An 18,158-nucleotide genomic window follows, 5' to 3' on the forward strand; every position below is an offset into this window, starting at 1 on the left:
GGGTCGCTGAATCGCCGCCGTTGGTCGAAGAAGTCGTCGAAATCGGGGATCGGGAGCTCGTCCAGATCCCGGCAGGTCGGGGCCCGACCGACTCCGGCGCTTTCCGTTCCGCGGCAGAGCAGACCGGGGACCGTTCGCGGAGGCAACCCGTCGAGCAAACAGGCGACATATTCCGGGAAGACCGCGTCGCCTTCCCCTGTGCAGACGGCGTCAAGAAAGGGAAAGCTGCGAAACAGCGCCTCCCCCATCTCGGCCCGGCAATTCGCCCCCCCGAAGACGACGGCGAGCTTGGGATATCGTTCTTTCAGGCGCCGGGCCAGGACCAGGGAGGCAACCTGTTGGTGGAATTGCGAGGAGAAGCCAACGACCCGATACTCATCCCAGGGGATCTCGGCGAGGCAGTCCTCGAGGAAGGCGGCGGCTTTTTCTCGGCAGAAGGAAATCTCCCGCAGCAGCGAATCGACATCGGCGTCCTTTTGCAGGAGGCGCTGCTCGGCGCGCCAGGCCTCGGTGAGTTCGTCGAGGTAGTCCGCATCCCGCTGCGCATCTTTCCCCCAGAGGGCTTCGGCGAAGACCCATTCTCCGGCCAGGTACGGCCGGGACAGATGGTCGATTCTATTAAAAACATCCAGGCCGATCCGCTCCGTGAACCGGATGTTCAAGTAGTGAATGACGGAGGGCAGGCCGCGGCGGCCAAGAGCCGCTTGGAGAAGGCTCAATCCGAGCGAGGGTTGATCGCCCTCGCTGAAGGGCATATGGAGGAGAGCGACTTCCGGCTTAGGCTTCAATCTTTCTTCGTCGGAAGCGCCCGGGGGTCAGATCTTCTTCCAGATGAGTCCGAACTTCCCTCCGCCGGCTTCCAGCTTTCCCTGGATTCTTCTCAAATCGCCGAGGTCCTGGGAAGTCAGTGAGCGCAAAGCCTTGAAATGGAACTCTTGGAGGTTGACCTCGGTCTTGTACGACCTGATCGCCCCCTCCATGTCGCCGGTCTGGATGGCCTGTTGAATCAGGTTGAAGGACATGGTTTCCGCGCCGGCGGCGGGGGCAGGCTCGCCCAGGACGGCTTTGCCGCCCAAGCCGACGGCCGCCATGACGGCGGAGAACTTGGCGGCGACGACTAGAAACCTTCTCCGCTCGGAAACCGGAGAATCACCGACCGCGTCAGCCAGGAAATCATCTTTGCTTTCATCGTGATTCATCCGCCTTCCTCCTTGTTCGCTAGCGATTGGTCGGATTCTAAAAGCGAATTCGGGAATTGTCAAGTTTAAGCCCCCATGTCCCTTGACATCCCCCGAGTTGGGATTTAATCTTTTCGACGGTCGCGGGACGGAAGATCGTCGAAAAATCAGGTCCGCGACCGGACGATGCTGTGGGTGCTGATGTTCGCCGTGGTCCTCCTGCGAGCGAATAGAGTACACGCCTCGATCGCAAGCCGCATGCCGGCAGGAAGGGCTTAGCTAATGAAGAAGATCATCGCCCTCGTGGGAAGTTCGCACAAGGGAGGCGCCACCTACACGGCCGCGCATCGGTTTCTGGATGCGCTCGACGCCTTCGGCGACGTTCAGAGCGAAATCGTCGTCCTTAGCGACTACGACATCCACACCTGCCGCGGCTGCAAGGCCTGTTTCGAACGGGGTGAGGAACATTGTCCGCTCAAAGACGATCGGGACGCGCTGATCGAGAAGATCAACGCCTCGGACGCGGTCGTTTTCGCTTCGCCGAACTACTCCTTTCAAGTCTCGGCCTTTATGAAGATTTTCCTCGACCGGCTCGGATTCCTGTTCCATCGGCCGCACTTCCACGGCAAAACCTCCACGTCCATCGTCGTTTTCGGCATCTACGGGGCCCGCAAGATCGCCAAATACCTGGACTTCGTCGGGGGCGGCCTCGGCTTTCACGTCGTGAAGGGAAGCTGCATCCGGACGCTCGAACCCATGACCGAGAAGGCGATTGGGAAGATGAACAGAACGCTCGCCAAACAAAGCCGCCGATTCCACGCCCGACTTTTGCGGCCGACTAACTCGGCGCCCTCACTCATCGGGCTTATGGCGTTCAGGATCGGCCGGACGAGAATCCGCCTCATGCTCGGCGAAGGCAGCCGCGACCACGTCTACTACCGCGATCACGGCTGGTTTGAATCCGATTACTATTACCCCACGCATCTCGGCCCCTTCAAGAAGGCCGTCGGAGCGATCTTCGACTGGGTTGCGGCCCTCGGCCAGACAAAAAGCTCGTCGCCGGAATCCTCTCAATAAATATTTTTTATCGTTTATTCCCGAAACGGTCCCGCGCCTAAAGAGATTTTTACTTAGCTTGCCCGGGCCGCTCCCGACTTATTACTAAATGCTATCCCCCCTGCCCCTAGGATAAGATGATCTCGGGTTCGGAAGCGACCTGAGCGGAATGAGGCGAGGGCCCTGGGATAAAAGCCGCCGGTTCAGGTATGGGAACGAGCAAGGTCCGAAGGAAACCACGATGAGACTGCGCGGCTGTAGGCTTTCACATAATTGTCTTTGCCAACGACTAAATAAGCAGGTACTGTCGGCTCGTAGCGATCGGATGCCTATCGTATTGAAGAATATACCTGATCCTACCGTTCCCGCTCGCCGCCGGCGGTTCTCGAGTATCAACACCCTCGGCACCCAGGCTTTCCTTGATTCCATCAACTTCCGGATCGTCATCCTCGATTCGAACCACACGGTGCTTCTTGTCAATAAGTACGCACTGCAGGCGCTCTCGATCAACCCGCAAGACTACATTGGCAAAAAGTGCCCTCATTACAAAGTAGGAACCAAGTGCCTGATCTGCCCGCTCGACAAATCTATTAAAGAATCGGCGCAGCATGAAATCGAATACTATGATAGCGCGATAAAGAAATCATTCCGATCGGTCGTCTCCCCCCTTCCTTTCGTCACCGATGATCAGCTCAGTACTTTCGCCCTAATAATCAACGACATATCGGATATTAAGAAAGCCAATATCGAGATCGATAACGCGGTTATTCGATATTCCGCTCTCGCCAGCGGCACGATTGAAGCGATCCAAAATATGACGGCGACCCGGGATCCTTCCGTAGGGATACATCAGAAAGAGGTCGCCCGGCTGGCCGTGGCCATTGCGCAGATCATGGGATTGAGCCCCGAAATGACCGAAGGCCTGAGGGTCGCCGCCCTACTCCATGACGTCGGGAAGATCGCGGTCCCCTCCGAAATCCTTTCGCGGCCCGGGAAGCTCTCGCGCAATGAGTTCGCTCTTATCCAGGCCCACGCCGAAGAGGGCTTTAAAATTCTCAAGAATATCGACTTCCCTTTCCCCCTTGCGGAGATCGTCTACCAACACCACGAACGGCTGGACGGATCCGGATACCCTCGTGGCTTGAAGGGAAAGGAGATACTAACCGAGACAAGAATAGTCTCCGTTGCAGAGGTGGTTGAATCGATGGGCTCACACCGGCCCTATCGACCGGCACGCCCAACCGAAGACGCGCTCGCTGAGATCGAATCCAAGAGCGGCACGAAATTCGACCCGGCGGTCGTCAAGGCTTGCGTCTTTTTGTTCAGGAAGAAGGAGTATATGCTTCGGAAAGAAGTGGAGCCCTACCGGGGAGCCCCGGGGCGCGACACCATAGGGGCGGCCGGGTAGGCCTGCTTATAGACGGCCGATAGGCAGAGGATTCTCACTGGAAATTATTTCGTCACAAAAAAGATAACAATATCCTCTGTTCCGGCGTATTACTGTTAGATCGACCTATACAGGGGGTTGCTATGCTTTTTTCCAAAAAACTCCTTTTTCTCATCCTCGCAGTCCTTCTATTCAAACCAATCCTCATGTTCGCGCAGATCCCTCCCGGCCCGCCCCCGCCTCCACCCAGCCAGGCGGACGCGGACGCCCTCAAGAGGACCGCTCCACGCGTCTTCATCGACTGCGATTACTGCGACTACGATTACATTAAAACCGAGATCACCTTCGTCAATTACGTCCGGGACCGGAAGGAAGCCCAGGTCCACGTTCTTATCACGCTCCTCGAAACGGGGGGTGGCGGCCTAGAATACACAATGGCCTTCAGCGGCCAGCAGGACTTCAAGGGCCTTGACGATTCCCAAAAGTTCGTCTCCAACCGGACGCAGACTCAAGAGGAGATTCGTGCCGGCATCGTTCGGGTTTTGAAGATGGGATTGATCCGGTACGTAGCCAAGACTCCGATAGGAGAGAAAATTGGCATCGTGTTTCAGCCAAGCGTGAAACCGACATCCGTATCCGATAAGTGGAATTTCTGGGTCTTCAGCCTCAGCGCTCGATCCTCATTGAACGGCCAGGAATCGATGACTAGTAACCGACTCTACGGATCGTTCTCGGCCAACCGAACGACGCCCGAATGGAAGATAAGGACCAGCGTCTACGCATCGAAAAGCAATGATAGTTTTACTTATGAAGATACGACTATCGACAGTACGACCGAGTCCAAGAGTTTCTCGGGGATGATCGCTAAAAGTTTTGGGGAGCATTGGTCCGTCGGGGCTTATATCGCGGCCGGTTCCTCTACCTATAGCAATATCAAGCTATCCCTCGCCGCGGCCCCTGCCGTCGAATACGATCTTTTTCCCTATTCTCAATCGACCCGCCGCCAGCTAACCTTTCTCTACCGACTGAACTTCCAGCCGACTTCATACAGGGAAGAGACGATATACGATAAAACGTCCGAAAAATTATGGACCGAGAGCTTGGCTGTAACGCTCGGGCTCAAAGAAAAATGGGGATCGGTCAGTGTGGAGCTCGAAGGCGCTCATTATTTTCACGATTTTAGCAAAAACCACGTGAACGTATACGGATCGGTTAGCCTGCGTCTATGGAAGGGGCTGACGTTTGATGTTTACGGCAGCTATTCGATGATCCATGATCAATTATCCCTGCCCAAGGGAGGCGCAACTTTGGAAGAAGTGCTTCTAAGCCGGAAGATGCTGGAAACGAGCTATTCATACTATTTCATGATAGGGTTGAGCTACTCATTCGGCTCGATCTATAGCAACGTCGTCAACCCGCGTTTCGGAGGCGGGAGCGGCAGTATGATGTATTTCTATTGATACGGCCGGGCTTCGGGAAAGGTACGGAGGGAGGGGGATTCGAACCCCCGTTCCGGGGACACCGGAAAGCGGTTTTCAAGACCGCCGCCTTCAACCACTCGGCCATCCCTCCGCGGCGGCCGTATCATACCGCGGCCATCGGCCGGCTTCAACACCACATAACTGATCCAGCACACACCGACGCAATGAAGCGCAGCCCGCGATAGCCGGCCGAATGAAACGCAGTCTCCCCCGCTTGTGATGAGCTTAATAGTATCCGCTGTCGCCGAATCGGGGGTTGACGGCGCGGATCAGGCTGGAACCGAAGGTGTATCCGATGCCGAACGAGAGATAGTAGTTGAAAGTCGCAGACAGCTCGCGGAGGCGGAGAAAGACCTCCTCTTGCGAAAGCGAGCCTTTGACCAGGGAAAGCTGATCGTGGATCATGGAAAATCCGCCGTTCAAATTGACGGAGAGGCCTTTCCAGACTCGGATCGACGTATAGCCGTAAACCGAGAGCCGATTCTTGCTCAGATCGTGCAGGTATTGGGAGGCCTGGATCGAGGCGCTGGCCGATCCCCATGGCTGGGTCAGATCGAGGCTGGCGGTCAACGAATGGCTCCAGAGCGTTTCCCTGGTTTTGCTGAAGATCGTCTCTTCCAAATACTTGTAGTATCCCCAGCCCAAACGGTAAAGGAAGCACAAGCTCTTTCGCGTGGCTTGTGAATAAGGAAAGACGTTGTACTCGATAGCCGGGGCCACCCGAATGGAATAATCCTCATTGCTGTAAGTCGAGGAGGAGGCCGCCGCCCAGCCGCCGGCGGACCAGTGTTCGCCCAGGCTCTTGACGACCAGGCCGCCGAATTTCCAATTCCGGGTCGACCTGTCTATTGTTTCGTCGAGGATCGTGAAGCTGCTGACGTTGACGCTGCGGTTGAACGAGGCGCTGATCTTCATGTCCGTCGTCACCCGGTTGACGGACAAAGTGCCGCGCCAGCTGCTGTTGCGAGAGGTTGCCACGCACTCGCCGAAGGCGAGTGCTCCTCGCGACGACATTCTAAAAGACATCGTTTCGAGGACGGCCATCGCACCGTCGCAACGACAAAACGCGGAATAATCGCAACCGTCAGGAAATTCTCTGAAGGCCGTCCATATAAGGCTGAAGGGCTTCCGGGACGACGACCCAGCCGTCCTCCTGCTGATAGTTTTCCAGGATGGCGGCCACGGTCCGGCCGACGGCCAGCCCCGAGCCGTTCAGGGTGTGGACGATCTCGGGCTTGGCCTTGGGCTCGCGGCGGAACCGGATGTTGGCCCGGCGGGCCTGGAATTCGCCGCAGTTGGAGCAGGAGGAGATCTCCATATAACCCTTGCGGGTCGGCATCCAGACCTCGATGTCGTAGGTCTTCTGGCTGGCGAAACCCATGTCTCCGGTACAGAGCGTCACCGTCCGGTAAGCCAGGCCGAGGCGCTTGAGGACCTCCTCGGCGCTGGCGGTCATCCACTCGTGCTCTTCGGCCGACTTCTCGGGCACGGAGAAGATCATCATCTCGACCTTGTTAAACTGGTGCTGGCGGATGAGCCCGCGGACGTCTTTGCCGTAGGAGCCGGCTTCGCTGCGGAAGCAAGGCGTGTAGGCGGTCAGGCGGCGGGGGAGGATGGAACCGTCGATGATCTCATCGCGGTAGTAGTTGGTCAGCGGGACTTCGGCCGTCGGCACAAGATACCAAGGAAGGCCTTCAAGCTTGAACAGATCCTGGGCGAACTTGGGCAGGTTGCCGGTCCCCGTCAGGCTGGCTTCGTTGGCGATGAACGGCGGCAGAACTTCGGTGAAGCCCCGCTCGCGGGTATGGATGTCGAGCATGAAGTTGATCAGGGCCCGCTCCATGCGGGCCGCGGGGCCCAGGGAGACGGTGAAACGAGCCCCTGTGATCTTGGCCGCCCTCTCGAAATCCAGGATGCCGAGATTCGTGCCGATGTCCCAATGGGCCAGCGGGGGGAAGTCGAACGAGGGCGGTTCGCCGACCCGGCGGACCTCGACGTTGCCGGTGGAATCGCTTCCCACCGGGACCGAGTCGTGCGGGAGATTCGGGATATTGAGCAGGGTCAGCTTGATCTTCTCGTCGTAGCCTTTGAGCTCCTCATCGAGCACCTTGATCTCGTCGCCGGTTCCCTTGGTCTCGGCGATCACGGCCGAAGCGTCCTGGCCCTGGCGCTTGAGCTGGGCAACTTGCTCCGAGGCCTTGTTGCGGCGGGCCCGCAGGTCTTCGGCCTTGTGCAGGGCCAGCTTCTTGGCCTCGGCCAGGCGGAGGAATTCGGTCAGGTCGAGGGCGAAGCCCCTCTGCTCGCATTTCTTGCGAACAAGATCGATATTTTCGAGGACAAATTTCGGGTCTAACATGCCGAAATTATAGCATAACGATCGCCGCAATTTCCGTCATCCCGAGCCATCGCGAAACGAGGGCGTGGGGATCTAGTCTGGGTTGCCACGCACTCGCCTTCGGCGAGTGCTCGCAATGACGGACTCATACGGCTGGAGCCCGGTCCGGATTGACCGCCCCGGGAGATTGAAATATATTGATTTCTCATGCCCAAGAAGCCAACGGCTCCTCCGTTCATCGGCCGGGTTCAGGTCTATACCGGCTACGGCAAAGGAAAGACGACGGCGGCGTTGGGCTTGGCCTTGCGGGCGGCCGGCCACGGCTTTCGGACCTATATCGGCCAGTTCTGCAAAGGCCGCCCCACGGGCGAGATCGTCGCTGCGCGAAAGCTGGCGCCGCTTATCGTCATCGAACAGTTCGGCGACATCCGCTTTCTGCATGCGGAGGAGCCTCCGGCCGCAACCGATATCCGCCGGGCCCGGCAAGGACTGGCCAAATGCCGCCGGGCGATGCTAACCGGCGAATATCGGATCGTCGTCCTCGACGAGATCAATTTGGCCCTCTATTTCCATCTCCTGACCCGGGCCGAAGTCATTGCTTTCCTCGACGAACGCCTGCCGGACGTCGAGATCGTCCTCACGGGCCGCAAGGCGCCCGCCTGGCTCATCCGTCGGGCCGATCTTGTGACTGAAATGCGCGAACGAAAGCATTACCTCGCCGCGGGTGTGGCCGCGAGGAAGGGCATTGAGGACTAAAACGCCGCGCCGGCCGCCTTCGGGGCTCTGGGATCGTCCCGATGATCCGCCCACCGCCGACGGCACCCCTTCCCGGCTGGACCGGGCCGCCTTCACCAGACTGGTGGAAGAGTCGATCGATTCCCTGCCTCAGAATTTTCGCAAGCTGCTCGAAAACGTCGCCGTTCTCGTCGAGGACTTCCCCTCGCCGGAGACGATGCGCGACATGGGACTGCGCTCGCCCTATCAGCTCTTCGGCCTCTACCACGGCATTCCGCTGGACAAGCGGGGTTCGTACTACGGCAACGTCCCACCCGACGTCGTCGTCATCTACCAGAGGCCGATCGAGAGCGCCTGCGCCACGGAGGCGGAGATCCGCGAGCAGGTCCGCGACACGGTCATCCACGAGGTCGGCCATTTCTTCGGCTTCGGTGAGGCCGAATTGAGGGACGTCGAACGCGAGAACCGCAAGAAAAGGAGCCGGTCATGACCATCAGCCTGCAAGGCATCTTCCCCGCCCTGCTCACACCCTTTCGCGGAGGCACCCGCGACGAGGACGTCGACTTGGGGGCGTTCGCCGGCAACATCGGCGTCCTCAACGCGACCGGCCTGGCCGGGTACGTCGTCTTGGGCTCGAACGGCGAATGCGTGTCTCTCTCCTGGGACGAGGCCCTCGGCCTGGTTCGGACGGCCCGCGGCGCAGCCACATCCGGCAAGCTCGTCATCGCCGGCACAGGCCAGGAATCGACCCGGCTGACGATCGACTTCACCAACGCGGCGGCCGACCTGGGCACGGATGCGGCCCTAGTCCGGCCCCCGAGCTATTTCAAGTCTCGGCTGACACGGGAGGCTTTGAAGAGCCACTACCTGGCCGTGGCCGACGCGGCCCGAATTCCCGTGATCATCTACAACATCCCCCAGAACACGGGGATCGCGATCGAGCCGTCGCTCGTCGTGGAGCTGGCGTCCCATCCCAACATCATCGGCCTTAAGGAGAGCTCGGGCAGCCTGGCCTATTTGGAAGAGATCATCCGCCGGCTCCCGCCCGACTTCAGCTATTTCGTGGGCTCGGGGTATGTCGTTCTGCCGGCCTTGGTCATGGGCGCCCGCGGCGCTATCCTGGGTGTCGCCAACGCGGCTCCGAACCATTGCGTCCGCATCCACGAGCTCTACCGGGAGGGCCGAATCGCGGAAGCGGCGGCGCTCCAGCTCGACATCGTCCCGCTCAATAAGGCGGTCATGGAGACGTACGGGATCGCCGGGCTCAAGCACGCCGTCGGGATGATCGGGCAGACGGGCGGACGGGTCCGTTCGCCGCTTCTCCCGCTCGCCGCCGATGCCGCGGCCGCCATCGCCCGCCTGATGACCGAGCTTCCGTAATTGGGGGGACACTATACATATCCCCCTATCTCCTGGATCGAGGTTATCCAAAACGAGCCTGGTCTCGCAATATGCACGACGAGACAATTCGGGGGTTATGTATGGTGTCCTCATATTCTATAGAATATGAGGGCTGCTAAGGCCTGTCCCCCTATTCTTTGCGGAGGAATCGCATGAACATCAAGCATCTCGCCCTCGCCATGGGGCTTGTCCTGGTCGTCCTGACGGGGACGGCGCAGACCCCCACCACGGCCGGCCCTCGCGGCAACGAATGGGAGGACCCCGCTGTCTTCAAGGTTAATACCGTCGCCCCGCACGCCACGTTCATCCCTTACGCGGACGAGAAGAGCGCCCTCCTCATGGACGGCAAGGCCTCGCCCTTCTACAAATCCCTGAACGGCGACTGGAAGTTCCGCTGGCTGGAGAAGCCGGCCGACGTTCCAACCGAGTTCTTCCGGCCCGAGTTCGATGACGCCGCTTGGAAGACGATCCCCGTTCCGGCCAACTGGGAGTTTTTGGGCTACGGCATCCCCATCTACGTCAATTCATCCTATGAATGGGTCAAGCCCCCGGCCCAGCCGAACCCGCCCCATGTGCCCCACGATTACAACCCGACCGGCTGCTATCGCCAGACGTTTACCGTCCCGGCCGAATGGAAGGACAAGCAGGTCTTCATCCATTTCGGGGCCGTCAAATCCGCCTTCTACATCTGGATCAACGGCCGCTACGCCGGCTACTCGGAGGATTCCAAGACGCCCGCCGAGTGGGACGTCACACCCTACCTCAAGGCCGGGCCGAACACAGTGGCCCTGCAGGTCCTGCGCTGGTCGGACGGCTCCTACCTCGAATGCCAGGACTTCTGGCGTCTGAGCGGGATCGAGCGCGATGTCTATCTCTCGGCCGCGCCCAAGGTCCGCATCCGCGACTTCTGGGCCAAGGCCGATCTGACCGAGGCTTATACCAAAGGCGTTCTCGATGTCGTCGTGGATCTCGCCAACTCCGCGCCCGGCCGCCGCGGCGGCAGCCAAACGGTGGAACTGACCCTCTTCAACCGCGACGACAAGCCCGTCCTCACCGACCGGCGGGCCGTTTCCCTGAACGGCAGGGATGCCGTCACCGTCCATGTCGGCGGAACGCTGGACAAGCCCCTCAAGTGGTCGGCCGAAACACCCGATCTCTACACCGTCGTTCTGGCCCTCAAAGACGAGGCCGGGCGGACGACCGAGGCGGCTCGGACGATCATCGGTTTCCGCAAGGTCGAGATCGTCGACGGCCGGCTCCTGGTCAACGGCGCCGCCGTCTACCTCAAGGGCGTCAACCGCCACGAGCACGACCCCTACACGGCCCACGTCATCTCCATCGGCTCGATGAAGCAGGACATCGAGCTGATGAAGAAGGCCAACATCAACGCCGTCCGGACCTGTCATTACCCGGACGATCCGGTCTGGTACGATCTCTGCGACCGCTACGGAATCTACCTCATCGATGAGGCCAACATCGAGTCGCACGGCATGGGCTACGGCGACAAGAGCCTGGCCAAGGACCCCGCCTGGGGCCCGGCCCACCTCGACCGAACGATCCGCATGGTCGAGCGTGACAAGAACCATCCCTCAGTCATCATCTGGTCGCTGGGTAACGAGGCGGGCGACGGGATCAACTTCGAGGCAACCTCGGCCTGGATCCACGGCCGCGACGCCTCGCGCCCCGTCCATTACGAACGGGCCGGCGAGAAAGCCCACACGGACATAGTCTGTCCGATGTATGCCTCGATCGATTACCTCGAAGCTTACGGGTTGAAAAAGCGCTCGCGGCCCCTGATCATGTGCGAATATGCCCACGCCATGGGCAACTCGACCGGCAACCTGCAGGATTATTGGGACGTGATCGAGAAATACCCCAACCTGCAGGGCGCCTTCATCTGGGACTGGGTCGATCAGGGCTATGCCAAGAAAAACGCGGCCGGCGAGTTGTTTTGGGCTTACGGCGGCGACTACGGCCCGGAAGGGACCCCCTCGGATAGAAACTTCTGCTGCAACGGCCTGGTCGGGCCCGACCGCACGCCCCACCCGGGCTGGTACGAGGTCCAAAAGGTCTACCAGTTCGTGAAGTTCAAACAAGGCCAGACGGCCGACGGCAAGCTTCAAGTCTCGGTCACCAACAAATACGATTTCATCAACCTAGACGGATTCTATCTGCGTTGGGAACTGGTCGAGGACGGTGCGACCGTCGCGGCGAAAGGCGAGGTTCGCAACCCTTCGATCGCGCCCGGCCAGACCAGGGTCTTCGATCTCGATGCCCCGGCCGCGCCGGCCAAGCCCGGCGCGGAGTATTTCCTTAACGTCTGGCTGATGATCGCGGATGAGGACCGGGTCCCCCTGGTGCCCGTCGGCTTCGTCCTGGCCCGCGAACAGTTCCCAATCGGCATCACCCGGCCGGCGGCGGTAGTCGCTTCGGCCAAGCCCAAGGCGGCCCTCTCCTTGGAGAGAACCGTAGCCGGCCTGAACGTCATCGGCGACGGTTTCCGGATCGGCTTCGACCTCCGGTCTGGCCTGATGACGTCTTGGACCTATCAGGGACGCGAGCTTCTGGCCAAAGGACCCGAGCCGGAATTCTGGCGGGGACCCACGGACAACGACTTCGGCAACCGGATGGACAAGCGCTTGGCCGTCTGGCGGAAGGCCGGGGAGAACCGGACCATGACGAAGATCGATTCCGGTCCCGCCGGCGACTCGGTCAAGGTCGCGGTCGAGTATGCCCTCAAGGACGTTTCCGCCAAGTATCGGATGGACTATACGATCCGGGCCTCGGGCGAAGTCAAGGTCGAAGCGTCATTCGAACCGACCGCCCGCAACCTGCCCGAAATCCCCCGCGTCGGGTTGAGCCTGGCCCTGCCCAAGGGGCTGAACGACGTGCGTTGGTTCGGCCGCGGCCCCCACGACAATTATATCGACCGCAAAAGCTCCGCCTATGTCGGGATTTACAAAGCGGCCGTCGACCAAACCCTGATCCCCTATGTCAGCATCCAGGAGTACGGCAATCGAACCGACTGCCGCTGGGTGGCCTTGACGGACGCCGACGGAGCCGGGTTGCTGGCCATCGGTATGCCCCAGGTCAATTTTAGCGCCCTGCCTTACACGGCCGAAGACTTGACCCAGGAGAAGCGCGGCGATAAGCACCCCGTCGACATCGCCAAGCGCGGCTTCGTCTCCCTCCACCTGGACTACGGCCAGATGGGTGTGGGCGGCGACGATTCCTGGGGAGCCCAAACGCACCCCCAGTACCGGCTGGGCGTGCGCAATTATTCCTATATGGTGGTCTTGAAGCCGATCGCGCCGGGAGAGGACCCGGCGCTCCTCGCGAGGACAAAATAAAAAGATCATCTCCCATCTCTGGGAAACAAGTGCGGTCAGGGATGTCCGCCAACGGCGAAATCGCGAGGCCGGCGCCTTTTTCCACAACTCTCTGAGGGAACCTGGCCCTAGCCAGGCGCCGAGGGCTGTTTGAGCACGCGTCCATCTAACGGAATCGGATAGGAGTGGGGAGGCTCCATGACCGGGCGATCTGAAATGCGGAGTTCCGCCCTCGCGGGGACTTTCGAAGTGACGTCCCGACGAGGACTGCGAAGCGCTGAGGCGCCGAAGAGAGCTGTGGGAAAAGGCGAGAAGAGGCCGAAGCCGCCGGGCCGATATCCCTGACCGCGTTTCCCCGAGATGGGAGATGCCCCAAATGAGAGAGGCTACTTAAGCTCGAGCTGTTTCAAAGCCGATTCAGCCGCTTTTTTCACCATATCGCGATAGGACGGGATCGTCGCGGCCTGCTTGAGGAACGGCGCCGCCGAGGGGTCCCCCGCTTTGCCGATGGCCGCGAGAGCCTCGGCCTGGACCCGGAAGCTCGCGTCCTTCCGGAATAGGTCCTCGTAAAAGCCGACGAGCGTCCGGTCCTTCAGGTCGCCAAGGGCGGCGAGCGCCGCCATCCGGACCTGGGAATCCGGATCCTGACATGCCTTCTTGAAGACGTCGGGGCCGTTGCGGGGCTTGAGCCTGGCCAAGGCTTCGAGGGAACTCTTGCGAACCGCCCAGAACGGATCGGCCTGGACGCTGGCCGCCAGTTCCTTGCCGACCGCGGGATCGGGCTCGCCGGCCTGCAGCGCCGCGGCCGCATCCATCCGGCCGATCACGTCGTCGTGCCGGAGCTGGTAAAGGAGCTCCTCGCGCCCTTTCGGAAACGAAATTTCCTTGATCAGGACGTTGTCCTCGTCGAAGCGGACGAGCAGAGGCTTGGCCTCCAGGGGAAGCTCGAACGTCTCCTCGCGCTTGTCGATCCAGACCTTCCGGATGTCGGTCTTCTCCGCGGTCACAAGCTTGATGGACACGGGAACCCTGAAAACGGGCACGCCACGGGAGAAATCCTGGACTTGGGCGACCTTGAGCCGGACGACCTTCGCGGCCGGATCCCAGCGGCTCTCGACCTCGAAAACGGGGTGGCCGGGCTTGAACAGCCACTGGTCGAAGAACCAGTCGAGGTTCTGCCCCGTGACGGTCTTGACTGAACGGATGAAGTCGGCCGTGTCGACGGCGTCGAAGGCGTAACGGTGGAGGAAATGCCGGATCGTCTTGAAGAACGGCTCGTCGCCCAGGATCGAGCGGAGCATGTGCAGGACGCGCGCACCCTTGGGATAGGTGTGCGAGTCGAACATGTCGCCCGGCGCATCGTAGCGGTCGGAGACGATCGGCCGGATGTAGCGCGTCTTGGCCTCCCGCAGGTAGGCGTTCAGCTTGCCCAGGAGGTTGACCGCGCCCTCGTCGTCTCCCTTCTCGTAACGGTGGTAGAGGTAGTCCGAGTACGTCCCGAAGCTCTCGTTGAGCCAGGTGTGGGCCCAGCTGCGGAGCGTGATCAGGTCCCCCCACCACTGGTGGGCCAGCTCATGGGAGACGATGCCGATGGCCGGGAAATCGGGCTCGCCTTTCTCGTCGACCATGATCCGGTCGGTCATGGCCGTGGCCGAGGTGCTCTCGGCTCCCCCGCCGGACGGCACCGACACCTGGTCGTACTTCTGCCAGGGATAGTCGTAGCCGAAGGTCCTGTTGAAGAACTCGATCATCTTCGGGGTCTTGCCGTAGGTCGGCTTGACCCTGGCCTCATTCCCCGGATAGACCCAGTAGCTGACGGGAAGCGTCCCGTAAGAATCCCGGACGACGACATACGGCGCGGCGGCCAGGAAGATAAGATAGGTCGAGTGCGGGAGATCCTGGGACCAGTGATACGTCACCGTACCGGCGGCTTTGTCTTCGGTCACGCCAACGAGCCGTCCGTTCGCCGCCACCTTGAGCCCGGCTTTGACCGTGGCCACGATCTCGCTTGTGGCCTTGTCGTTGGGGTAGTCGAAGCACGGGAACCAGTGGTGGACGTTTTCGGGAAACGAGTCCGAATAAACCATCTGGGGGTGGTCGGCGGTCTTGGGCACGAATTTCAGCCCGATCTTCGGGTCTTGGCCGTGATAGAAACAGGTGAACGAGGTCTCCTCCCCGAACCGGCAGGCCCGCGGCAGGTGGACGGTGAGCGCCTTGTCGGTCTGCTCGTAGGCCAGGGGGGCTCCTTCGTCGCTGAGGACGGACGTCACCGTGAGCTCCTCGGCGTCCAAAACGCAGTCCGTTAAAGCCTCCCGTAGAGAGGCGATCGTGATCGCGGCGGAGCCTTCGAAGGCTTTCCGGTCAAGGTCGAGCCCGATCTTGACAAGGTAGTGCCGGGCATCGTAAGTTCGGCTGCGCTCGGATTGGAGCGTCTTCTTGGACCAGTCCACGGTTTGGCCGAAGGACGGGAAGGCCGCCGCCAGGGCCAGCAGGGCGATGAGGGCCGCTTTTTTCATGTTCTCACCTTTTTCCGGAGGCGGCGGGCGCACCGCCGTAGATCTGGAGAAGTCCGCTGCCTTTCTTCAGGGTCTCGACTTCCGCGACCGTCCTGGGAACGCCGAGGGAGAGATTTTCGCACCCCTTTTCCGTGATGGCGACGGTGTCCTCGATCCGGATGCCGATCTCCTCTTCGAGGCGGAACAGTTGGATATCGCAGGCGAAGACAAGCCCGGGGACCAGGACCTCGTCCGGCCCGGCGAATGTCCCCATGACGTCATGCGTGGCCAGGCCGACCATATGGTTGTAACCGCCATAGCGGACGATGCCGCTGAAATCCTTAGCCAACCCATCCAGCTTCCTGTCCTTGAGCATGGCCTCGACGGCGGCCCCTACTTGTTTAAACGTGACGCCGGGGCGGTAATTGGCCAGGCAGACGTCCCGGACGGCCAGGGCCGCCTCGTAGAGCTCCTTCTGACGGGAGGTGAAGGCGCCCGAAGCCGGGAACGTCGTCGAGATGTCCACATGGTAGTCGGCGTAGTCGGGCCCCGCATCCAGGATGACGAGATCCCCGTCTTTTAAGGTCCGATCATACGCGTGGTAGTGTCCGAAGGCATGGTTTTTCCCGGACATCAGAATGGGTTCGTAAGCCATGTCCGCGGCGCCTTCCCGGCGGCAGACGAATTCGAAGACGGCCTCCAGGGCCTTTTCCGAGACGCCGGGGCGGGTCGACTGAATCAAGGCGTTGTGGGCCAAGACCCCGATACGGCCGGCCCTTCGCAGAACTTCGAGCTCGGCGGGCGATTTGATCTTGCGCAGGTCCCAGACCAGGGCCGAGCAGTCCCGGACGTCAACCTGAGGAAACGCCTCACGCAAACGGCGGACGAGCTGGAGCTCCCGCGTCAGGCGGCCGTCCCAAAGGTTGAGCGTCATCGTCCTTTGGAGGGCGTTGAACTTTTCGTTGCTGTTCTCGGGGCCGATTTCCTCAGGTTTGAACGGAGTGTAGAATACCCGGGCCCGCTGGCTCAAGCCCGCCAGGAACGAACCGAGCTGTTCGGCGGGGAGAACCCGATCGATCCCCGTGGCCTTTTTGGGATTCCGGACGAGCTCGATCGGGAGGCCTTCCCCCTCCGCCTCTTTCTCGCTCATCGTGAAGAAAAGGACGCTCTCTCTCCGGAGGCCGTCGAGGACGAGGGCGGCGTTGGGAATCTCGACTCCCGTGAGATAGGCGAAGTCATGGCCCTGCCGGAACGCCCGGTCGGCGGCGGGAGCTGCCGCCCCAAGGATGACGGCAATCCCGTCGGGGATTCGATCCAAGAGCCTGCCGCGCCTGGCGGCATACTCCTGCCGGTCGAAAAGAAGGGGGGCTGCACTTAAGGCCTGGACCATCACAGCGAGGAGAAGCCATCCGCCCGGATTTCTCGCTCGTTTGTGCATACGCGTCTCCTTGACCATCATCTTCGGCGTGATTATACCGATGGTGCGGAAGAGAATCCAAAGGAAAAAGCCGGGCCGGCGGCGGCGGCCCGATTAGCGGTTCGCAGAGCGCGTTTACTTTTTGACGATCTCGACCCGGCGGTTCTTGGCCCGGCCTTCCTCGCCGCGGTTGTCGGCGATCGGTTTCTCCTGGCCCCAGCCGAAGGCCGTGAGGCGCGCCGCCGAGACGCCGCCCTTGACCACGGCGGCCATGACGGCTTTAGCCCTCTGCTCGGACAGCGCCTTGTTTGCGGCGGGAGTTCCGACGTTGTCGGTGTGGCCCTCGATGCCGACCTTGAGATCGGCGTTGCCCGTCAGCAGGGCGACGATCTGGCTGATCATCCCCTCCGACTCGGGCTTCAGGTCGGCCTTCCCGGAATCGAAATTGATATACAGGGCGATGTACCCGTCCTTGTTCAGCGCTTCCAGCATGTCGTTGGCCGAGACCTCCTGGACCATCTCGCCGACAGCCAGGACGGTCAGGGTGAAGAGGGCGCCGTCGTTGTAAACAACGGCCGAGACCCACACTTCGCGGCCCGATTTGACAATGCGGCCGGTCATGGTATTGCCCTCGTCGAGGAGGATGGTCCCCCCGAGCGCTTTGACGGCGTTGCCGTAATTGCGGCGGATCTGGAGCGGGCTGGCCATCTGCGCCCCTTCCTTGACGGCATAATCGATTTTGGTCTTTTTGCCTTCGAGGGTTTTGGTTTCCCAGGCGGCCAGGAAGAACTCGACCTCATCGAAGTCCTTCAGCTCGCACCCTTGGAGGAAATAGCTCTTCATCCGGGTGAACATCGGGTGGTCCTTGCAGCCCTCGGCGTCGGTTTCCTGGGCCAAGACGGGCAGACCCAGCGCGGACAGCGTCAGGACGATCAGGACGGCGAGCCAAACGATTCGGGTTTTCATTTTTCGCTCCTTGCGCGGCAAAGAAGGGGTATCCCTGTCAATGGCCTGAAAATGATAGCACCGAGCCGGGGACACCGCAAGCGCGCGCCGGAGCAAGCTCGGGGGGAATTCATAAACGGCCGTGCGCCCCGCTTCGACCGTTCCCTCCCCGCGCCGTCGCCGGAGCCGGCTCAGGCGGAGTGACCCGGCGCACAAGACGCCCTCCTGTTACCGTTGCTCCCTTCCGGTCCTGGCGGAATTGGCAGGCGACGCTTTGCCCGGGGCCCCGGCCGTCAACGCCGCTTTCGGAGACGCATTCGGAAAAGGTCCGGCCTCGGCAGGGGCATCGACCCCACTGTAGCGGGTTGTGGGTTACAGGGCACCGCTGGCTCCCCGTCT

Annotated in this window: 14 protein-coding genes, 1 tRNA gene and 1 other RNA gene; 7 read left to right on the forward strand and 9 right to left on the reverse strand. The window is 61.0% G+C overall.

The features are described 5' to 3' along the window. Positions 1 to 788, reverse strand: a 788-nt coding sequence (locus tag NTZ26_09860; GenBank protein MCX6560802.1) for a hypothetical protein, incomplete at its 3' end; no start/stop codon positions are given. Between the two features lie 27 nt (positions 789 to 815). Beyond that, the gene (locus tag NTZ26_09865; GenBank protein MCX6560803.1) at positions 816 to 1,199 is read right to left on the reverse strand and encodes a hypothetical protein; all 384 of its coding nucleotides are present in this window, start codon (positions 1,197 to 1,199) and stop codon (positions 816 to 818) included. A gap of 261 nt (positions 1,200 to 1,460) precedes the next feature. On the opposite strand from NTZ26_09865, the gene NTZ26_09870 reads away from it, so the two are divergent. The 3 genes from NTZ26_09870 (at position 1,461) to NTZ26_09880 (ending at position 5,081) form a co-directional block, all read left to right on the forward strand. Continuing rightward, the gene (locus tag NTZ26_09870) at positions 1,461 to 2,255 is read left to right on the forward strand and encodes a flavodoxin family protein (GenBank protein MCX6560804.1); all 795 of its coding nucleotides are present in this window, start codon (positions 1,461 to 1,463) and stop codon (positions 2,253 to 2,255) included. Positions 2,256 to 2,559: 304 nt separating this feature from the next. Next, the gene (locus tag NTZ26_09875) at positions 2,560 to 3,642 is read left to right on the forward strand and encodes an HD domain-containing protein (protein MCX6560805.1); all 1,083 of its coding nucleotides are present in this window, start codon (positions 2,560 to 2,562) and stop codon (positions 3,640 to 3,642) included. 122 nt (positions 3,643 to 3,764) lie between these two features. Then, complete coding sequence (locus NTZ26_09880; GenBank protein ID MCX6560806.1) at positions 3,765 to 5,081, forward strand: hypothetical protein; 1,317 nt, start codon at positions 3,765 to 3,767, stop codon at positions 5,079 to 5,081. Between the two features lie 24 nt (positions 5,082 to 5,105). On the opposite strand, the gene NTZ26_09885 is transcribed toward NTZ26_09880, so the two are convergent. From NTZ26_09885 to serS, 3 genes are all read right to left on the reverse strand, one after another. Then, positions 5,106 to 5,193 (reverse strand) — tRNA-Ser (locus NTZ26_09885). Positions 5,194 to 5,327: 134 nt separating this feature from the next. Beyond that, positions 5,328 to 6,080 (reverse strand): hypothetical protein, encoded by a 753-nt coding sequence (locus NTZ26_09890; protein ID MCX6560807.1) that lies wholly within the window; start codon positions 6,078 to 6,080, stop codon positions 5,328 to 5,330. Positions 6,081 to 6,186: 106 nt separating this feature from the next. Further along, a complete protein-coding gene (serS, locus tag NTZ26_09895; GenBank protein ID MCX6560808.1) occupies positions 6,187 to 7,458 on the reverse strand; it encodes a serine--tRNA ligase in 1,272 nt (423 codons plus the stop codon). A gap of 186 nt (positions 7,459 to 7,644) precedes the next feature. Here serS and NTZ26_09900 point away from each other — a divergent pair, with 186 nt between their 5' ends. From NTZ26_09900 to NTZ26_09915, 4 genes are all read left to right on the forward strand, one after another. After that, positions 7,645 to 8,193 carry a cob(I)yrinic acid a,c-diamide adenosyltransferase gene (locus tag NTZ26_09900; GenBank protein MCX6560809.1) on the forward strand — a complete coding sequence of 183 codons (549 nt, stop codon included), beginning with the start codon at positions 7,645 to 7,647 and terminating at the stop codon, positions 8,191 to 8,193. Next, positions 8,183 to 8,662, forward strand: coding sequence for a metallopeptidase family protein (locus NTZ26_09905; protein ID MCX6560810.1), 480 nt, complete (start codon positions 8,183 to 8,185; stop codon positions 8,660 to 8,662). The genes NTZ26_09900 and NTZ26_09905 overlap by 11 nt, the downstream gene beginning before the upstream one ends. Further along, a complete protein-coding gene (locus tag NTZ26_09910) occupies positions 8,659 to 9,552 on the forward strand; it encodes a dihydrodipicolinate synthase family protein (GenBank protein ID MCX6560811.1) in 894 nt (297 codons plus the stop codon). Before NTZ26_09905 ends, NTZ26_09910 begins: the two co-directional genes overlap by 4 nt. A 173-nt stretch (positions 9,553 to 9,725) precedes the next feature. After that, on the forward strand, positions 9,726 to 12,923 hold the full coding sequence (locus NTZ26_09915) for a DUF4981 domain-containing protein (GenBank protein MCX6560812.1): 3,198 nt from the start codon (positions 9,726 to 9,728) through the stop codon (positions 12,921 to 12,923). 365 nt (positions 12,924 to 13,288) lie between these two features. Here NTZ26_09915 and NTZ26_09920 read toward each other — a convergent pair whose 3' ends face one another. The 4 genes from NTZ26_09920 to ffs all read right to left on the reverse strand — a co-directional run. Continuing rightward, a complete protein-coding gene (locus tag NTZ26_09920; protein ID MCX6560813.1) occupies positions 13,289 to 15,418 on the reverse strand; it encodes a M1 family aminopeptidase in 2,130 nt (709 codons plus the stop codon). 4 nt (positions 15,419 to 15,422) lie between these two features. Continuing rightward, on the reverse strand, positions 15,423 to 16,835 hold the full coding sequence (locus NTZ26_09925) for a Xaa-Pro peptidase family protein (protein ID MCX6560814.1): 1,413 nt from the start codon (positions 16,833 to 16,835) through the stop codon (positions 15,423 to 15,425). Between the two features lie 114 nt (positions 16,836 to 16,949). Next, entirely contained in the window at positions 16,950 to 17,780 is an 831-nt protein-coding gene (locus tag NTZ26_09930; protein ID MCX6560815.1) for an OmpA family protein, read from the reverse strand. A 119-nt stretch (positions 17,781 to 17,899) separates the two neighbouring features. After that, an RNA gene (gene ffs, locus NTZ26_09935) (signal recognition particle sRNA large type) lies at positions 17,900 to 18,158 on the reverse strand; the annotation flags it as partial.

The sequence above is a fragment of the Candidatus Aminicenantes bacterium genome, assembly GCA_026393855.1.
GTDB lineage: Bacteria > Acidobacteriota > Aminicenantia > Aminicenantales > UBA4085 > UBA4085.